The organism is Desulfuromonas sp. (genome assembly GCA_002869615.1).
Lineage (GTDB): Bacteria > Desulfobacterota > Desulfuromonadia > Desulfuromonadales > UBA2294 > BM707.
Window position 1 is genome coordinate 42,444 of record PKUH01000013.1, and the last position, 16,699, is coordinate 59,142.

Below are 16,699 nucleotides of genomic sequence, written 5' to 3' on the forward strand. Positions count from 1 at the left end.
AGAAGTATTAAATAACATAGATGGGAATAGTATCTCTCCCGAGGTGTCTCCTGTCAAGAGAAAAAGTGAAAATTTCTCTTATATTCCGGATACTTACGCCATTTTGTGTTTTACTGGATATACAACAGGTCTATTTTGCGCGCGATTATGCATGCCGCTGAAAATTGGAAGTCGTTTAATATGTTGAAAATAAAAGGGAAAATGAATAAAAACAGGATTTTATAAATAACAGGGGAGGTCGGAGGTGACAGCCGGTCTTTATGGCTGGTCTTTCTTGAGTTGATCAATGCGATCAATGAAACGACGCCAGGTGAGGGTCATGCGCCGCGCCAATCGGATCATTAACCTGTCGATAAACGTCGTTCCCTTGCCGCTTTTTTTCTTCTCGACCAACCTGAGATTCCGTTTGCTGTCGAGATCTTCAGTATTGACCTGCAACGCTTTATTTAGCCAGGCCAGAGCGGTATCGTAGTTTTTGAGCATGGCCCACGAGACCCCGAGCTGACGCATGGCATCATAATCCTCGGCACAGCTGGCAATTGCCTGCTCATACCAGTTGATCGCTTCGCGATCATTGCCGAGCTTGGAATAACAGACCCCGATCTGACGGAGGGAGTCATTGTCGTCTGATTTGACGGCAACAGCTTTTTTGAACCAGCTGATGGCCCGGCTCTCCCGTCCCTTTGCCGAAAAGAAGAGACCGAGACTGCGTAGCGTATCGGCATTGCGGGGATCGAGTTCAAGGGCTTTATTGAAGAGACGGTGGGCTTTGGCGAACCGTTCATCCATCAGGTATCCGCCACCAAGGTTGCGCAGGAGAAAAGGGTCCTCCGGTGCTTCCTTGACCCCTTCTGACAACAGCAACTGCCGCGCTCGATGATCGCCGCGCAGATAGAGCGCCGCTTCGGCCTGGAAGAAGAGATTGTAAGCCTGATCGTCGGCCGAGGCCTCAAGAGCCTGGTTGAGAAGTTTTTCCGCTTCTTCTCTTCTGCCCAGATCCATCAGGTTGTCAATGGACGAGCTCAGGCTGCGCAACTCCTCCCGTGTCACACTCATGCCGCTCCCCATTATTTCATATTCTCAAGTCCGGCTTGTTTGACCCATCGCCAGAGTGTCGTCCGTGAAACGCCAAGCTCTTCCGCAGCTCCGATGCGGTTGCCCCGATGTCGGTCCAGAACCTCGGCCAGCAGGCCCGGGTTAAAGGCCTTGTTTGCACGCGGTAAGTTGTCGCACTCCCCAAGGTTGTTGCGAAACAGGTTTTCCGGTACATGCTCAAGACCAACCTCGTCTCCCTTGCAGAGGATTACCGCCTGCTCCATCAGGTTGAGCAGCTCCCGGACGTTGCCGGGAAAGTCGTACGACAAAATCAGTCGCATCAGGTCGGGAGAGACCGCCTTGATCCGTTTGTTGTAAAGGGCATTGAAGCGCTGCATCGCCATGTCGATGAGCAGGGGGATATCTTCCCGGCGCTCCCTCAATGGCGGGATGTTGAGCGTCACCGTATTGATCCGGAACAGGAGGTCCTGGCGGAATGTTCCTTGCGCTACCATCTGCTCGAGGTTGCGATGCGTTGCGGTAATGAACCGGACATCGGCCTGCAGGGTCTCTTTGCCGCCCACCGGCTGGAATTCCCGGTTTTCAAGGACCCGCAGTAACTTGACTTGCAGTGAAAGCGGCAAATCGCCGACTTCATCAAGGAAAAATGTACCGCCCTGGCAGAGCTCGAGCCGGCCGGGCCTGTCCTCGTCGGCACCGGTATATGCTCCCTTGCGGACACCGAAGATTTCCGCTTCGAGAAGGTTCTCCGGCAGGGCGCCGCAGTTGATGATGATCAAAGGACCGACCCGGCGTGGGCTTAATTCATGAATCGCCCGGGCAAACAGCTCTTTGCCGGTGCCGCTGTCGCCATGGATAAAGACAGTCGCTTCGCTGGACGAAATGTCGTTGACGATTTCAAAAAGGCGCCGCATCGTCGGATTGCGGCTGACCATATTTTCAAAAGCGTATTTCTTCTGGATCTCTTCTTTCAGGGTATAGACCATGGAGAGGTCGCGCATTGATTCGACGGCCCCGACAATATTGCCATCTTCATCTTCGAGCGTCGAAGCGCTGATCGAGACCGGCTTGCAGTGTCCCTCGTTGTCAATGATCTGGACTTCTCGATTAATGACAGGTTGACCCGTCTCCATCGCTTCGCGAACCGGACAGCCGTTTTTGCAGACAGAGGAGTGGAATATCTCCTGGCAGGGGCGACCGACCGCTTCGCTGTAGGGGATTCCGGTCATCTCTTCGGCCGCCTTGTTGTAGGTCCAGATGCGCATGTCCCTGTCGACGGTGAATATGCCGTCAGCCACGCTGTTGACGATGGTGTTGATGTGTCGGCGGCTTCTGATTGTTTCAACGCCGCCGACAAAATTCCCCGCGGAATCATATAGGATCGAGGCACTGATGGTGATCGGTATGCGCTTGCCGTCCTTGCGCTTGATTGACATGATCCGGTTATGGATGGTTGTGTGTTTTTCTTTCGCCTCGAGGAGAGGACATTCCTCCTTGCAGAGATCGGAACAGAACACTTCATGGCAATACCGCCCTAAAACCTCTTCACACTTAAAGCCGGTGAGCGATGCCGCCGCTGTATTGAATGCGGAAATACGCATCTCCTGGTCTACGACAAAAATGCCGTCAGGAAGGGAATCCATCATGCTGATGCAATCGAAGTTGCCGATTCCTCTGAAATGTGCCATCGAGAGAGTTCCTCCGTCATGTGTTGACGCTTCAGAATACATCGTAGGCAGCATTGCTGTAAAGCTTCAATTAGTTGATTTTAATTTTACGCGTTCCGGGCAGATTACTGAAAAGGGTATCTTTTTTGTGAGATGATTAAACTGCGGAAGTGATGATCTTTTATTTTGTTTTTTTGAACACGGAGGAGAATCCACTGGTCCACGAATACCCGGAGGTCACCCCCGGAGCGCTAAGCTCCGGGGGTAATCCCTGTCAGGCGAAGAAAGCAATAAACATACAGAAAATCAGGACCAGGCCGGTAAAGACCGCCAGGAAGCCGAATCCTTTAAAAATGAAATCGTAAAGGACACTGCTCTGCTTCTCCATAAGGAAGTTTTCGGTGATGCCCAGCTCTTCGTATCGTTTCCACTGGTCACCCCGCTCCTCCATCAGTTCCTCTTTGCTGACTTCGCCGTTAAAGATGACAAAATCCATCGGGAACTTCTCGGGGCGTCCGTGGGTATTGAAGAAATGGACGGTAAAGATAAAACCGGTCGCCAGCAGTGCTTCATCCGAATGGATGATCGTTGCCACATTGAGCATCCATCCCGGCAGGAAGTGCCCGAAGAACTCCGGAAACCAGAGCATGAGGCCGGAGCCGCCGATGGCGAACATACCCCAGAAGACAGCGAGGAAGTCGAACTTTTCCCAGTAGGTCCAGCGCTCGAAGCTCGGTTTCGGGCCCTTGAAGAAGAACCATTTCACCATTCCGATAATGTCGCTGATGTCGCGCAGGTTCGGCATCAGGGAGTCGGGACCGAACAGCTTCTGCAGAAAGTGTCCCTTGACATCTTTGCGGATGAACAGGAAGTCGATGCTCATCCAGAGCGCACCGAGGAAATAGTAAAAGGTCAGAATCGCGCAACCGCGATGGATCAAGCCGGCATAATGAACGCCGCCGTAGAACGACATCAGGGTTTTGGCCCAGACCTGGTCGCTGAACTTGAGGGGGAGCCCGGTCAGTGAAAGGCCGAGGAAGCTGATAATGACCGTCACGTGCAGCAGGATGTGGCGCATTTTGAAACGGGAGTAGACCTTGTGGGCGTCGGGGTCGATGTGCGCGCGACCCTCAATCAAGGCTTTCTTCTTCTCCCGGTTTTCTACAAAACCACGGAACATCCAGAGTAGAGAATGAATCCAGAAAAATGTGAATGTGCCGATCAGTAGCCCCGACATGCCCATGAAGGTCCAGTAGAGGATGGGATATTTTTCACTATCGCTGTGATCGCCGTGAGCGTAGTACATGCTGAAAAATTCCGAGGCATCCGGGTGGCATTGTTGGCAGACTCCCTGAATGTTTGCCTCGTTAATCGTTGACTTCGGGTTAGCCTCGGGCAAGACATTGTGTGCCGTGTGGCAGTCGGCACATCCGGCGTTCTGATCGGGAAAGCCGAGCATGTAGCCCTTGCCGTGATAGCTCTCGAGGTAGGTCTCAACGGCATTCGGATTGACCCCGTTGCGTTCCATCATGTCATGGTTGTCGTGGCAAGGGATGCAGGTCGAGGAGTAGAATAATTTTCCCTCATTGCTGGTCCCGGGTTTGATCTCCTGGATCTCATGCAGGCCATGACAGCTGCTGCAGTCGGGCGCGTCGGCGTTGCCGGCCAGCAGGCTTTCGCCGTGGATCGAGTTCATGAAGCCATCCATGTCGTCGTGGCATTCGACACAGATGGTTACGCTGGCCCTTTTGTCGACATCCGGGGTGCGGTGGATATCGGTGTGGCAGGAAGTGCAGCTGACTTCGTTGGTGAAGTGGACACTGTCAATATATTCGGCCATCACCTTGGTGTGGCAGCGATCGCATTTGACATCGTCAATATCGGCTTCGCCTTCCATGTGCTTGTCGAGCTGCATCCCGGAGAGATGGCAGCTGGTGCAGCCATTCCCGCCGTGTGCAGAGGCGACAAAATCTTCCGCGCTGACAAGGTCATCATGGCAGTCGAGGCATGCCGAAGAGTCGACCATTGATTTCGGTCCCGCTGCCAGGGCCTCACTGGACACGCCCGTAAGCACGAAGGCCAGCAAAAATAGTGTGAACAATAATGAGTTACGCATCTTCTTCTCCTGTTGTTTTAGATGGACTCTGGACCAGTAACTCTGTGATCTGTTGCCGGGCCGCCTCCATGTTTTTAATGTTGTTTTTGAACTCCATCTCCCTGAGATAGAGACGAAAATGATTTTTGAACCCGCCGCAATATGAGGAGAGGCGGTTTTTTGTGTTTTTCCAGAAAACCCGGGCTTTTTCTCTGGCGCTGTTGCCGGGCAGGCAATTGATGCGATCAAGCTGCAGCTCGTCAAGCGCCTTGCGATCTGCTGCGATAATCCACCCGGCAACCGAGGATGGGTCGAGCCGCGCATGTTCTCCATCTGCTGTTTCATTCGTAAGCAGCAGTTCCATTTCAGACTCCTGATGAATCAGGCAACCGATCAAAACAGCATTACGTCTCTTTTCGCTTATTCCGGTAGCGACAAATAAATTTGGTGAGATTTCAGAGCTGCCGTAACTGCGCCGCAGATATCTTTCGCGGTCTGCGGCTATCAATTCGCGAATGCGGCCATAATAGAGATGAACTGTCTTCAGATTCAGGCCTGTCTCCTCGGCAATCTGTGAGGCCGGGTTTCCTGAGACAAAACCGGAAACAATCGCTTCCATTGCCTCAGGAGTCAGTCGTGACCGGCGCCGCGTCGGAGAGAACTTCAGCCCACAGGCGCTGCACTTATTACGACCATCGGCCAGGTTGTAAAGATGGTCATTTCCGCATTGAGGACATGTCGTTAACGATTTTTCAGTCATAGTCCGGTCCAGTTAACTGGTGAAGTTGTGAGCAAAGCATAAAAAGACAGGGGCTTTTGACCCCTGCCCGGGTGGCCCTGATGGCCTAACTGATTAACTTGCCGGCGATGTGGCTCAGTGCGGGCCAGGCCTGAACCAGGCTTGCGCCGACAGCGAACATTCCCGTTACAAAGAGCATCGGTCCGATGTATTCCCGGTCATCGAGATCCGAATGTGCTTGCTTGTTCTTCATGACATTCTCCTTCACGTAATGTGTACGTCGATGCGGGTTCATGTGAAAAGGTTGACAATGGCTCCGCCCATGCAGAGAACTGACCATACGGCAAAGGTGCAGATGAAGACGGCGATCGAGCCGTATACGCCGATGATCCCTTTAGCAGTTGCCTCTTCCATCAAGCTTGAATAATTCTGTTTTGTTTTCATTTTTTCTCTCCTTTCATTCGGGTGTATGTTGTGAACTGTTCACATGCAGAGGTTTTTCATAATGGTCTGGGCGCGTTTACTTCCCTGCTCCAGTACCGTGATTCCCTCGTTGGCGACTTTTTCAATTAATGGCATTGATTCCGGGTCGCGGCAGACAACACCGTAAACACCATTTTCTTCGAGCCACTTATGCAGCTCCGGGTTCTTGTTCTGGTCCCAGACCTGGAGCTGAATATCCTGAAGGCACTCCATGACCGTATCGTAATTCACAATAAAAAAGATTCGCTCAAGGCCTGTCGTGCTGTGGTAAAGATTTCCGTAGTAAGGAACAGCCAGCGTCGTCATTGTTTTATTGCTCCTTGATCTGAAACATTAACAATCTTTAACTATAACTAATACAACAGGCATGCCATTATCTGGAAATAAATGAATTTTCTTTAATTAATCAGTAAAAACAGTGGCTTATAAAATTAAAAAAAATTAAAAAAAGATTAAGGAGAAATGCCATGTTTCAGGTGAAACATGGCCAATATGGTAATTAAAGATCAGATGACCGCGTAAGATATTGAAATTACGATTGAATGCGGGATGGAACAGGCGTGAAACGAAAAGTGGAACATTTGAAACATTTAATTAAAAAAACCCGCTGCGCGAACGGCCAGATCGGGTTGTCGACAGGATCGTTTCTGCTCAGTGAGGAAAGCGGGATCGGGAACTGTTCATAATCCGTTCAACGAGAAGACCGGTTGGAACGGCAAACAGGAGAGTCAGGAGAGAGCGTCCCAGGGAAAATGGCCAACCGAGAAAACCGACTTCCAGCGGGATCATTGGCAGCTTGACGGCATAAGCGGCAAGGACAATCGTGACCACGGCCCAGCGGGCTCCCTGGTTACGTATCGTCATGAGGAGCGGGAATATAATATAGGGTGGCCCGATCAACAAGGTGCCGCAGAGCATTGCAACCAGCAGCGCCTTTGGTCCGCTCTTCTCGCCGAGGAGTCGGGATACCATGTCGCGACTGATCCAGGTCTGGACCAGCCCGACCAGCCCCATGACGGCGAGCACGAGCAGGGAAACCGATATGAGCAACTGGCCTCCGGATTGCAGCGCGGTCCAGGCTCTCTCCGGACTGAGCCAGGTGGCAATCAGGTATAACAGGAGGGTCAGGCTGACCAGCCACTGCGAAACGAACCAGCGCAGGATCATCATATCAGCCCTCCGATCAACAGCCCGATCAGCAGGGCGGCGATAAAGGTGATGCTATTGCGCCAGAGCGCAAACTTCCATCCGAAAACGTGTGCCTCCACCGGCAGGGAGACGATGCCGACCGATACCCATGAAACAATGAAGGCGGCCGCGGCCGGTGGCCAGGCGCCGGTTTCGATGAACGAACCGGCAATCGGGAAAGCTGCGACCGGCGGCCCGATTGCGACCGCCCCGACAAGTGCTCCATTCAAAAGCGAGAGCAGGTGGTTATTATCACCGAGCCAGCCGCGAATTGACTCGGGGGGAACGAATTCATTAAAAAGGCCGATCAAGGCAAATATCGAAAGCAAAAGCGGCAGCATCCGCACCAGGGTCTGGCGCGCGGCCAGCAGACTGCTTCGGGTTTTTTCACGCTCCCGGCGGAAACCGAGTAGATAGAGGGCTGAAACAAGAACGAGATAGAAGAGTCCGGTTGCGAGCATGAATGCCTGGGGCCTGTCATTGAAAAAGGTTGTTTACGTCGCAGGATAATTTGAATCGTGGAGCTTGTAAAGATCATCATGTTATTGCCCGGCTTTACTTTGTCCGGTATATTGACGTTTGCTGCTTTGGCTTTAGTTTTGGCGTTCCGGCTTGTCGTTTGGATATCATCAGGGGGTTGCTTATGGCAGAAACAGGAAAACGCATCATCATTGTCGGGGCCGGTCCGGGTGGACTGACCGCCGGGATGATTCTTGCCCGGCGTGGCTTCGATGTAACGATCTATGAAAAAGAGACTGAAGTCGGTGGTCGTAATGGAGAACTGCGGCTTGCTGACTACCGGTTCGATATCGGCCCGACCTTCCTGATGATGAAATTCCTGCTCGATGAAATGTTTGCCGAAACCGGTCGCGACTCTGCCGATTATCTCGATTTTGTCCGTCTCGATCCAATGTATGAACTCAAGTTTGTCGACCGGGCAATTTTTCCGACTGATGATTTTGACAAAATGCGGGATGAGATAGCCCGTGCCTTTCCCGGGGAAGAAGCCGGTCTCGAACTATTTTTTAAGCGGGAAAAAGAACGTTTTGCAAAAATGTATGGTTGTTTGCAGGCAGCGTATTCGTCACCCCTCGATTATCTCAAGCCGGTGTTTCTCAAGGCAATACCGCATTTGAGTGTCGGTCGGAGCCTCTATGGAGTGCTCGGTGACTACTTTGATCACGAATACTTGCGCCTCGCCTTTACCTTCCAGTCAAAGTATCTCGGGATGTCGCCCTGGAGCTGTCCGGGCGCTTTCGCCATGATCCCCTATATTGAATATGCGTACGGAATCTATCATGTCACCGGTGGCCTGAGTGAAATCTCCCGGGCGATGGCAAAGGTTCTCGAAGAGGAGGGCGGGACAATCTGTCTCGGGGCGCCGGTGGAAAAGCTTTTGACCCGCGGCCGCCTGGTCGATGGGGTTGTTCTTGCAAACGGAGCAATTGATCGAGCCGATTCGGTCATCGTCAATGCTGACTTCGCCCACGCGATGACCCGCATCATCGAACCGGGCCTGCTCGAGAAATACACGCAGGAGAATCTTGCTGCCCGTGATTATTCCTGTTCAACCTTTATGCTCTATCTTGGTCTCGACAAGACCTATGATATGACGCACCATACCATCATCTTCGCCGAGGACTACGAGCGAAATATCGCCGATATCTCGATCAATAAATGCCTGTCCGATCAACTTTCATTCTATGTCCGAAATGCTTCGGTGACTGATTCGACCCAGGCCCCGGAGGGGCACTCGGCAATCTATGTCCTCGTGCCGGTTGCCAATAACCAGAGCGGAATTGACTGGAGTCAGGAGGCTGGGCCGTTTCGCGAAAGGGTTCTTGATGCGATAGCCCAGCGCACCGCCCTGACTGATATCCGTGATCATATCGTCGTTGAAAAGATGATTACACCGGAAGATTGGGAAGAAGAACGAAGTGTTTATTTCGGTGCGACCTTCAACCTTTCGCACAAACTGACACAGATGCTCTATCTTCGTCCGCATAATCAATTCGAAGAGCTTGCCAATTGCTATCTGGTCGGTGGCGGCACCCACCCGGGCAGCGGTCTGCCGACAATTTACGAGTCGGGACGGATCACCGCGAATTTGCTGGCGGAGCGATTCGGGGCCGATTTTAAAAAACCTTCTGGTGTGCCGTTGTCCTGAAATGACCGACTGATAAAAAAACGATCCCTTTTGTATGTTGCTGCTCAAACGGAATGATTACGGTAATGGCATCGACACTCTTGTTGCAAACGAGATTTGACAAGAGGAACATCAGGGACAGGATTGGCACCGGGGCCCTTTACGTCCAAACGTATTAATGCAACTCATTGCAGATTGAAAACCTGTAGGAAACCGGGTTTAAACAGCAACCGGATCGAGGTTTCTAAGCAGGCACAGGGAGTGCTTTTAAATTAAATTTCCCTTAGATTAAAATTGACTTAAGTTCTTGAAGTATATAGGTAAATATAATATCTTCCTAAGCTGAATTCTAATCCTGAGGAGGAAGAAATGAAAAAGATTATTGTACTCGCAATGCTTCTTGCTTTCGTAAGTGTCAGCGCATTTGCTGCCGACGTTGTCACTTATGAAAACAAAAAAGGGAATGTCACTTTTGACCACAAGGCTCACCAGGAAAAGCTGGGTGATTGCGCCAAGTGTCATGAAGGGACTCCGGCCAAGATCGCCGTTGACAAAGACTTCGGTCACAAGACCTGCAAGGCTTGTCACAAAGATATGGGCGGTCCGACTAAATGTAACGACTGCCACAAAAAGTAAGACCCGATACATTTAGACATGGAAAAGGGCGCCGGTTTCGGTGCCCTTTTTTATTGTTTAATGGTTGTGACGAAAAGTCCTGGGTTGGGCAATAACAAACAGCACTGTTTGTTATACTTTGACAGGACAGATAAAGTCGTCCGGTTTGATCGTCAGAGTGGAGCAACTGACATTGTCGAGAACCCGCTCCGCCGTGTTGCCGATCAGTAAACCCTGCAGGCCGCCGCGCCCCAGACTGCCCATGACCAGGAGATCGGTTCGGCGTTTTGTGGCAAAGTCGGTGAGTACGTCGGCGGGATCACCCGGGAAAAGGTGTGTGCGGATTTTGATATCCAAATCGATGTAAGGTGAAATGGCCTCCTCCAGCCACGATTCGCGGAGCTTTTTCTCTTTGGTTTTTATCTCTTCGACATCGGAATTTGATAACTTGAAGCGTGGCCCTTGCAGGGTCGTTGTTGCAAACGTTTGCCAGGCATGCACTATGTCGAGTTCCGCACCTTCACGGACACTTAAGGATGTTGCCAACCCGAGAATGTTCTTGAGCAGCTCATTGGAGGCTGGCTTTTCAGGTGCAAGGTCAACTGCTGCCATGATTCTATTGAAATGTTTTTTGCGGCCCGGTTTAATGAGCATGACCGGAACCGGACATTTGCGAAGGAGCTTCATGTCGGTTACGGAAATGGCTTGTCGTTTTGATGGTGTGTCCCGGGTTTTCATCAACAGGTCGCATTTGTTCTCGAGGATGAAGCGGATGGTTTCAACCCCCTGATCACCACTGGCGATTTTCAATGGAATTTTCCCGTGATCAATCTCCTCCATGTGTTTTGCGAAATGATGCTCGACATTGTACTGGCGGTCGGAAAGAAATTGTTTTATCCTTTCCTGCCCGAGAAGAAGTTGGGTTGCTGAAGAGATTGGTTCATCGATATGCACGGCCAGAATTTTTGCCTTGTTGTTCCCGGCAAGTACAGCCGCGCGTTTCAAGGCGATTTTATCGGAGTTGGCGGCATTATACAGCACGGCTATTCTCTTGAAACGATCCATATCGGTCCCTTCAAATCAGGTTTTTGTTGCATCTGTTAAAAAATATGCCAGAATTTGCAGGTAATTCAATCACGCACGACTTATTTTATGGGTTTTTATGATGAATAAGCTTTGGCTCTACTCGATCCTCCTTTTACTCGGCCTTTTCGGTTCACAGTTTTCCCATCAACTTCCCGAAGATGTTTACCGGGTTGTTGACCCGGTGCTCACGCTTTTGACGATGACCGGACTCGCCTATATCATGATCAACGTTGGTCGGGAGTTTCAGATCGACAAGTCGAAAACGCGCGAGTACGGTTGGGATTATATCGTTGCGGCAACGGCGGCAACATTCCCCTGGATCTTCTGTGCTATTTATTTTGTCGTTGTTTTCTCTCCTTCAGTCGATTGGGGGAGCTGGCCAGCCTGGCGAGATTCCCTTCTGGTAGCACGCTTTGCCGCACCGACTTCGGCCGGGGTCCTTTTCTCGATGCTGGCCGCAGCCGGGTTGGCCTCGACCTGGGTCTTCAAGAAAGCCCGCATTCTGGCAATATTTGATGACCTCGACACCGTCTTGCTGATGATTCCGCTCAAAATTGCCGTTGTTGGTTTCAGCTGGATGCTGATGGGGGTGATCGGAATTATCATCGCCCAGCTCTGGATTGCCTGGGTTTATCTCAACCGGTTGAAAATTCCACATTCAAGCGGGGCAATACTCTTCTACGGCTTTATCATTGCGGCTGTTTCAGAAGTTATTTATCTATTGACTGACATGTGGGGAAAGGTGCCGATTAATATCGAGGTACTACTTCCGGCTTTTGTATTGGGCTGTCTGATCAAGGAGGATGTTGAGCCTGGCCACGACGAAGGTCACCAGGAAACCCGCCTCGACTTTACGATTTCGGCGCTCTTCATGGTACTGGTTGGCCTTTCGATGCCGTTGATTGCCTGGAACGAGATTGCCGGCGAAGGCTCGATGATAATGGTGCTTTTTCACGTTCTGGTGGTCACCGTGATTGCCAACCTTGGTAAAATGTTCCCGGCCTTTTGTTACCGGAAAGAAGCTTCATGGCGGCAAAGGCTGGCTGTTTCCATTGGCATGTGGCCGCGTGGCGAGGTCGGCGCCGGGGTGCTGATCCTCTCCCTCTCGTATGGCATCAGCGGAGCCGCTGTTGGTGTCGCCTCGCTCTGCCTTGCCCTCAACCTGGCAATGACCGGAGTCTTTATCGGAATCATCCGGCGTTTGCTGGCGGCTGATGGGCAACTGGTTGAAAACTGATACCTGCAAATAGCAGATGGACACAAGAGCGGCCCTTTCCGGGCCGCTCTTTTTATAAACCGCTCGGAAAATTTATTGTTGGCCGACATAAATTGTTAAGCGCCCGGGAATCGCAGGGGAGGGATCATCCGGTCGACTCATCAATTTGCCGGAAGTAATGCCTGCAAAACCGGGAGTAGATTCTTAACCATTATCTCGACGCCGCGGGCGTTGGGATGGATGCCGTCAGCCTGATTGAACTCTGCTCTGGTGGCGACCCCTTCGAGGAAGAATGGATAGAATGGGATCGCATGTTTTTCGGCCAGTTCGGGATATAGGTTGTCGAATCTGGTATAGTAGGTAGGGCCTAAATTACGCGGTGCTTTCATCCCTGCAAGCAGAACCTGGCTCCCTTTTTGCCGGATTTTTTCAATGATGGCATCAAGATTGGCACGGGTTTTTTCCGGGTCGAGCCCGCGCAGGGCGTCGTTGCTGCCGAGGGCGAGGAGGACCAGGTCGGGATTATCTGCCAGGGTCCAGTCGAGCCGCCGCAAGCCGCCGGCGCTGGTATCACCGGAGACCCCGGCGTTGATCACGCGGACGTTATGACCGCGCTTTTGTAACGCGGCTTCGAGTTGCGCCGGAAGCGCCTCGGCGTTGGCAAGACCATAACCGGCCGTGAGGCTGTCGCCGAGGGCAACAATCTTGAACAGATTGCGATCAGCCGCCGCTCCGGTATGGACGGTCAGCATAAACAGGATTAATACTAACAAACTGCGAAAAGGCATAAAGACCTCATGATTCATATCGATAACGTTCATTTAAGTTTAATCGGTGGTGCCGGTCCGGTCAATATCCTGCGCGGCGTCAATCTCGATGTCGCGCCGGGAGAAACCTTGAGTATCGTCGGCTCCTCCGGCGCCGGCAAGACAACACTGCTGATGGTTCTGGCCGGTCTGGAACGTCCAACCTCCGGTACGCTGCAAGTCGCCGGAACCGATATTACACATCTGGATGAAGACCAGTTGGCGCGGTTCCGGCGCGAATATGTCGGTATTGTTTTTCAATCGTTCCACCTGATCCCGACCATGTCGGCGCTCGAAAATGTCGCTTTGCCGCTGGAGTTTTCCGGCGGTGACCACCCGGTGGAACGGGCTGAAGAAGCGTTGCGGGCGACCGGCCTCGGCGACCGTATGGCGCATTATCCCGGGGAGTTGTCCGGCGGAGAGCAGCAGCGCGTTGCCCTGGCGCGTGCGTTTGTCGCCCGCCCGGCCCTGATCCTTGCCGATGAACCGACCGGGAATCTCGATAAGAACACCGGTCTGCAGGTCATGGATATGCTTTTCACCATGCAGCGCGATTTTGATACGACGCTGGTGCTGGTCACCCACGATGAAAAGCTGGCGCAGCGTTGCGACCGGACTCTGGCGATGAACGACGGCACAATGAGCCCGGTCGGAGAGGCTTATGCCTGAATTCTCTCCTTTTGCCAACGCTTTGCGGATCGCCCGGCGCGAACTTCGGAGTGGGTTGCGGCGCTTTGGTGTATTTCTGGCCTGTCTTTTTCTCGGCGTCTTCGCCATCGCAGTGGTCGGTTCCTTTACGGCCTCGGCCCGCCGGGGTCTTCTCAATGATGCCGCCGCCCTGCTGGGCGGCGATGTAGAAATTCGCCTGACGCACCGCCCGCTCAAGGCGGAGCAACTCGAATATGTCGAAAATCTGGGTGCTGTTTCCCGGACCGCTTCGTTGCGGACGATGGCTTTTGCTGTGAGCGGCGACGGCCGCGGACTCGTTGAACTGAAAGCTGTTGATTCCGCTTATCCTCACTACGGCGAACCCGGCATCGAACCGGAGCAGTCATTGCAGGGTGCCCTGGCCAAAGGTGTTCTGGTTGAAGAATCCCTGCTGCTGCGTCTGCGGATGGCGGTAGGTGACGAGCTCCGTCTCGGCTCGGCCCGGTTCCCGATTGCCGGTGTCCTGCACAACGAACCGGATCGGGTGATTCGTGCTTTCAGCCTCGGGCCGCGGGTGATGATATCTTTTCCCGGATTGGCCAAAACCGGGCTCATCCAGCCCGGGAGTCTGGTTAATTACCGGTACCGCATCAAATTGCCGGATGAGGCAGACGCCAAAGCAGTCAAGGCATCCATCGAGAAGGATTTCGTCGACAGCGGCTGGCGGGTCCGGACCTGGCATGATGCGGCGCCACGTATCCGCCGGTTCCTCGACCGGATGAGCACCAACCTGACCCTCCTCGGGTTATGCGCGTTGCTGGTCGGTGGCCTGGGCGTCTCCGGTGCCGTCAGGGGGTACCTCGACAGTAAAATGGTTCATATCGCCGCAATGAAATGCCTCGGGGCCGACAACCGGACAATTTTCATCAGTTACCTGTTCCAGGTTCTTCTGCTCGGCGGACTCGCCTCCGGTCTCGGATTGGCGCTCGCCGCCGTGGTGCCGTTTTTTGTTGAGTCTTTTGTCGGAAAATCTCTGCCGATCCCGTTTGTCGCAGCCATCTTTCCCGGAGTTCTCGGCTCGGCGGCGCTTTTCGGACTCCTGATTTCGCTCCTTTTTTCGCTCAAGGCTCTCGGAAATGCGAGCCGGGTGTCACCGGCGATTTTGTTTCGCGGCTACACCGGCGCCGGCGGCGGCTCAACCAGCCCCCGCATCCGTCTGGCGATTGCCGTTACTGCAATCCTGTTGGTCGGCCTGACGTTGTTATCGAGCGCCGATACCCGCATGGCCGCCTGGTTCTCTGTCGGCGCGGTCGCCTGTTTCCTGGTATTTCGCTTCGCTACAGCGCTGGTTATCCGGCTTGCCGCGGCGATTCCGTTGCCGCGTGAACCACGGCTGGCGCTCGGACTGCGCAACATCTATCGGCGCGGTGCTCCGGCACGGAGCGTCATGTTTTCCCTCGGACTCGGGCTGACGGCGCTGGTATTGATCTCCCAGGTTCATGTCAATCTCAACGCCCTGGTCGATAATGAGATCCCGCGTGACGCCCCGGCCTTTTTCCTGCTCGATATTCAACCTGACCAGGTTGCGCCATTCGAGGAGATTGTCGCGCAATCGCCTGAGATCATTAAAAGCCGACGGTTCCCGACCCTGCGCGGGCGCATTGTCGCGATCAAAGGGGTACCGGTCGATGAGGCCGAAATCTCTCCCGATGTCGAATGGGCCGTCCGTGGCGACCGTTTTTTGAGCTATACGCGGGAAATGCCGGAAGGGACCAGACTGATTGCCGGAGAATGGTGGGGTCAGGACCGGCCAATTGACAGCCAACTGGTTTCGATTACCGCCGACCTGGCCAAGGGATTTGGGGTCGCGATCGGAGATACGATCAGTGTTGATGTCCTCGGCCGCAGGCTAACGGCACGGATCACCAGTGTCCGCGAAGTCGACTGGTCGAATATGCAGCTGAACTTTGCCCTGCTGTTTTCCCCGGGCATCCTGTCGAGCGCCCCACAAACCAATATTGCCGCCATTCATGTCTCGCCCGCTGACGAGGCGCAGGTTTATACGGCCCTGACCGATCGTTTCGCCAATGTTTCGGTGATCGGGGTTCGGGAAGTCCTGGAAAATGTGTCGCGTACCCTTGGTCGGCTCAGCGCGACCTTCAGTGCCATGGCCGCCCTGGCACTTGTGGTCTCACTGATGGTATTGGCCGGAGCCCTGTCCGCTGATCAGCATCGGCGGATTCACGATTCGGTGATTTTCAAGGTCTGCGGCGCCACCCGGCGCGATATTATTTTAAGCTTTGCCTGCGAGTTTCTGATCCTCGGTCTGTGTGCCGGTGTGGTTGCCACCTTTGCCGGAAGTCTTGCGGCGTGGGGCATCCTGACCCGACTGATGGATTCGCCGTTCACGCTTTATCCCGAGGTGGTCCTTGTGACGCTGGTAGTCGCAATCATACTGACGCTTTGTCTCGGTCTTGTCGGCACCTGGAAGGCTCTGGGGCAAAAACCGTCTGTCTTTTTACGGGAAGATTGATTGCAGCTACTGCGGCGTGGTTATCGATATCGTAAGGGACGGTTTATGTCTGAGGCTCATTCCGGTGGAGCAGTGGAAACTATCAAAAAAGCTTTCTTCAGGAGACACTTCCCTTAACTTCGGGTAGTGTCCCCGTAGAACTTTCCGACTCCGATCGGGAATCCATGGATGATTTTGACTCACCCCTGGAGCTCTTGAGGTCGCTTCCGGTAGCGCGATCAATAAACCTCAGCTCGACCGCAACCGCCACGGAGACGGACTGCGTTTGCCTCAAGGCAAACTCCCCGGTAGAAAAGTTAAACAGAAGTACTTCATACAGAAGAAAAGCCCCCTGCAAGGGAGCCGTTTTCTGCATACTCTTTTATGGCTTAATAAAAGAGTATGGCGGAGTGCGCGGCCGCGACCGCGCGGTTCTCCTGTC

15 protein-coding genes are annotated in these 16,699 nt (G+C 53.1%); 5 read left to right on the plus strand and 10 right to left on the minus strand.

What is annotated here, in order from left to right; genetic code table 11:
* Positions 1-258: 258 nt before the first annotated feature.
* From C0623_02005 to C0623_02035, 7 genes are all read right to left on the minus strand, one after another.
* A complete protein-coding gene (locus C0623_02005) occupies positions 259-1,068 on the minus strand; it encodes a hypothetical protein (GenBank protein ID PLY03252.1) in 810 nt (269 codons plus the stop codon).
* Positions 1,068-2,744: a Fis family transcriptional regulator gene (locus C0623_02010; GenBank protein ID PLY03253.1), complete on the minus strand. Its 1,677-nt coding sequence runs from the start codon at positions 2,742-2,744 to the stop codon at positions 1,068-1,070. The genes C0623_02005 and C0623_02010 overlap by 1 nt, the downstream gene beginning before the upstream one ends.
* A gap of 253 nt (positions 2,745-2,997) precedes the next feature.
* Positions 2,998-4,839, minus strand: coding sequence for a cytochrome C (locus tag C0623_02015; GenBank protein PLY03254.1), 1,842 nt, complete (start codon positions 4,837-4,839; stop codon positions 2,998-3,000).
* On the minus strand, positions 4,832-5,437 hold the full coding sequence (locus tag C0623_02020; GenBank protein ID PLY03255.1) for a hypothetical protein: 606 nt from the start codon (positions 5,435-5,437) through the stop codon (positions 4,832-4,834). Before C0623_02020 ends, C0623_02015 begins: the two co-directional genes overlap by 8 nt.
* 603 nt (positions 5,438-6,040) lie before the next feature.
* Positions 6,041-6,346 (minus strand): hypothetical protein, encoded by a 306-nt coding sequence (locus C0623_02025; protein PLY03256.1) that lies wholly within the window; start codon positions 6,344-6,346, stop codon positions 6,041-6,043.
* 345 nt (positions 6,347-6,691) lie between these two features.
* Entirely contained in the window at positions 6,692-7,210 is a 519-nt protein-coding gene (locus C0623_02030) for a hypothetical protein (protein ID PLY03257.1), read from the minus strand.
* Positions 7,207-7,689, minus strand: coding sequence for a permease (locus C0623_02035; protein PLY03258.1), 483 nt, complete (start codon positions 7,687-7,689; stop codon positions 7,207-7,209). Before C0623_02035 ends, C0623_02030 begins: the two co-directional genes overlap by 4 nt.
* Positions 7,690-7,871: 182 nt before the next feature.
* Here C0623_02035 and C0623_02040 point away from each other — a divergent pair, with 182 nt between their 5' ends.
* Both C0623_02040 and C0623_02045 read left to right on the plus strand, forming a co-directional pair.
* The gene (locus tag C0623_02040; protein ID PLY03259.1) at positions 7,872-9,395 is read left to right on the plus strand and encodes a phytoene desaturase; all 1,524 of its coding nucleotides are present in this window, start codon (positions 7,872-7,874) and stop codon (positions 9,393-9,395) included.
* Between the two features lie 348 nt (positions 9,396-9,743).
* Entirely contained in the window at positions 9,744-10,010 is a 267-nt protein-coding gene (locus tag C0623_02045) for a cytochrome C (GenBank protein ID PLY03260.1), read from the plus strand.
* Positions 10,011-10,121: 111 nt separating this feature from the next.
* On the opposite strand, the gene C0623_02050 is transcribed toward C0623_02045, so the two are convergent.
* Positions 10,122-11,054 carry a hypothetical protein gene (locus C0623_02050; protein PLY03261.1) on the minus strand — a complete coding sequence of 311 codons (933 nt, stop codon included), beginning with the start codon at positions 11,052-11,054 and terminating at the stop codon, positions 10,122-10,124.
* Positions 11,055-11,154: 100 nt separating this feature from the next.
* On the opposite strand from C0623_02050, the gene C0623_02055 reads away from it, so the two are divergent.
* The gene (locus tag C0623_02055; GenBank protein ID PLY03262.1) at positions 11,155-12,312 is read left to right on the plus strand and encodes a sodium:proton antiporter; all 1,158 of its coding nucleotides are present in this window, start codon (positions 11,155-11,157) and stop codon (positions 12,310-12,312) included.
* A 140-nt stretch (positions 12,313-12,452) separates the two neighbouring features.
* On the opposite strand, the gene C0623_02060 is transcribed toward C0623_02055, so the two are convergent.
* Positions 12,453-13,079 (minus strand): arylesterase, encoded by a 627-nt coding sequence (locus C0623_02060; protein ID PLY03269.1) that lies wholly within the window; start codon positions 13,077-13,079, stop codon positions 12,453-12,455.
* A gap of 9 nt (positions 13,080-13,088) precedes the next feature.
* On the opposite strand from C0623_02060, the gene C0623_02065 reads away from it, so the two are divergent.
* Entirely contained in the window at positions 13,089-13,766 is a 678-nt protein-coding gene (locus C0623_02065; GenBank protein PLY03263.1) for an ABC transporter, read from the plus strand.
* Complete coding sequence (locus C0623_02070; GenBank protein PLY03264.1) at positions 13,759-16,278, plus strand: glycosyl transferase family 1; 2,520 nt, start codon at positions 13,759-13,761, stop codon at positions 16,276-16,278. The genes C0623_02065 and C0623_02070 overlap by 8 nt, the downstream gene beginning before the upstream one ends.
* 97 nt (positions 16,279-16,375) lie before the next feature.
* On the opposite strand, the gene C0623_02075 is transcribed toward C0623_02070, so the two are convergent.
* Positions 16,376-16,633 carry a hypothetical protein gene (locus C0623_02075; GenBank protein ID PLY03265.1) on the minus strand — a complete coding sequence of 86 codons (258 nt, stop codon included), beginning with the start codon at positions 16,631-16,633 and terminating at the stop codon, positions 16,376-16,378.
* Positions 16,634-16,699: the final 66 nt, after the last annotated feature.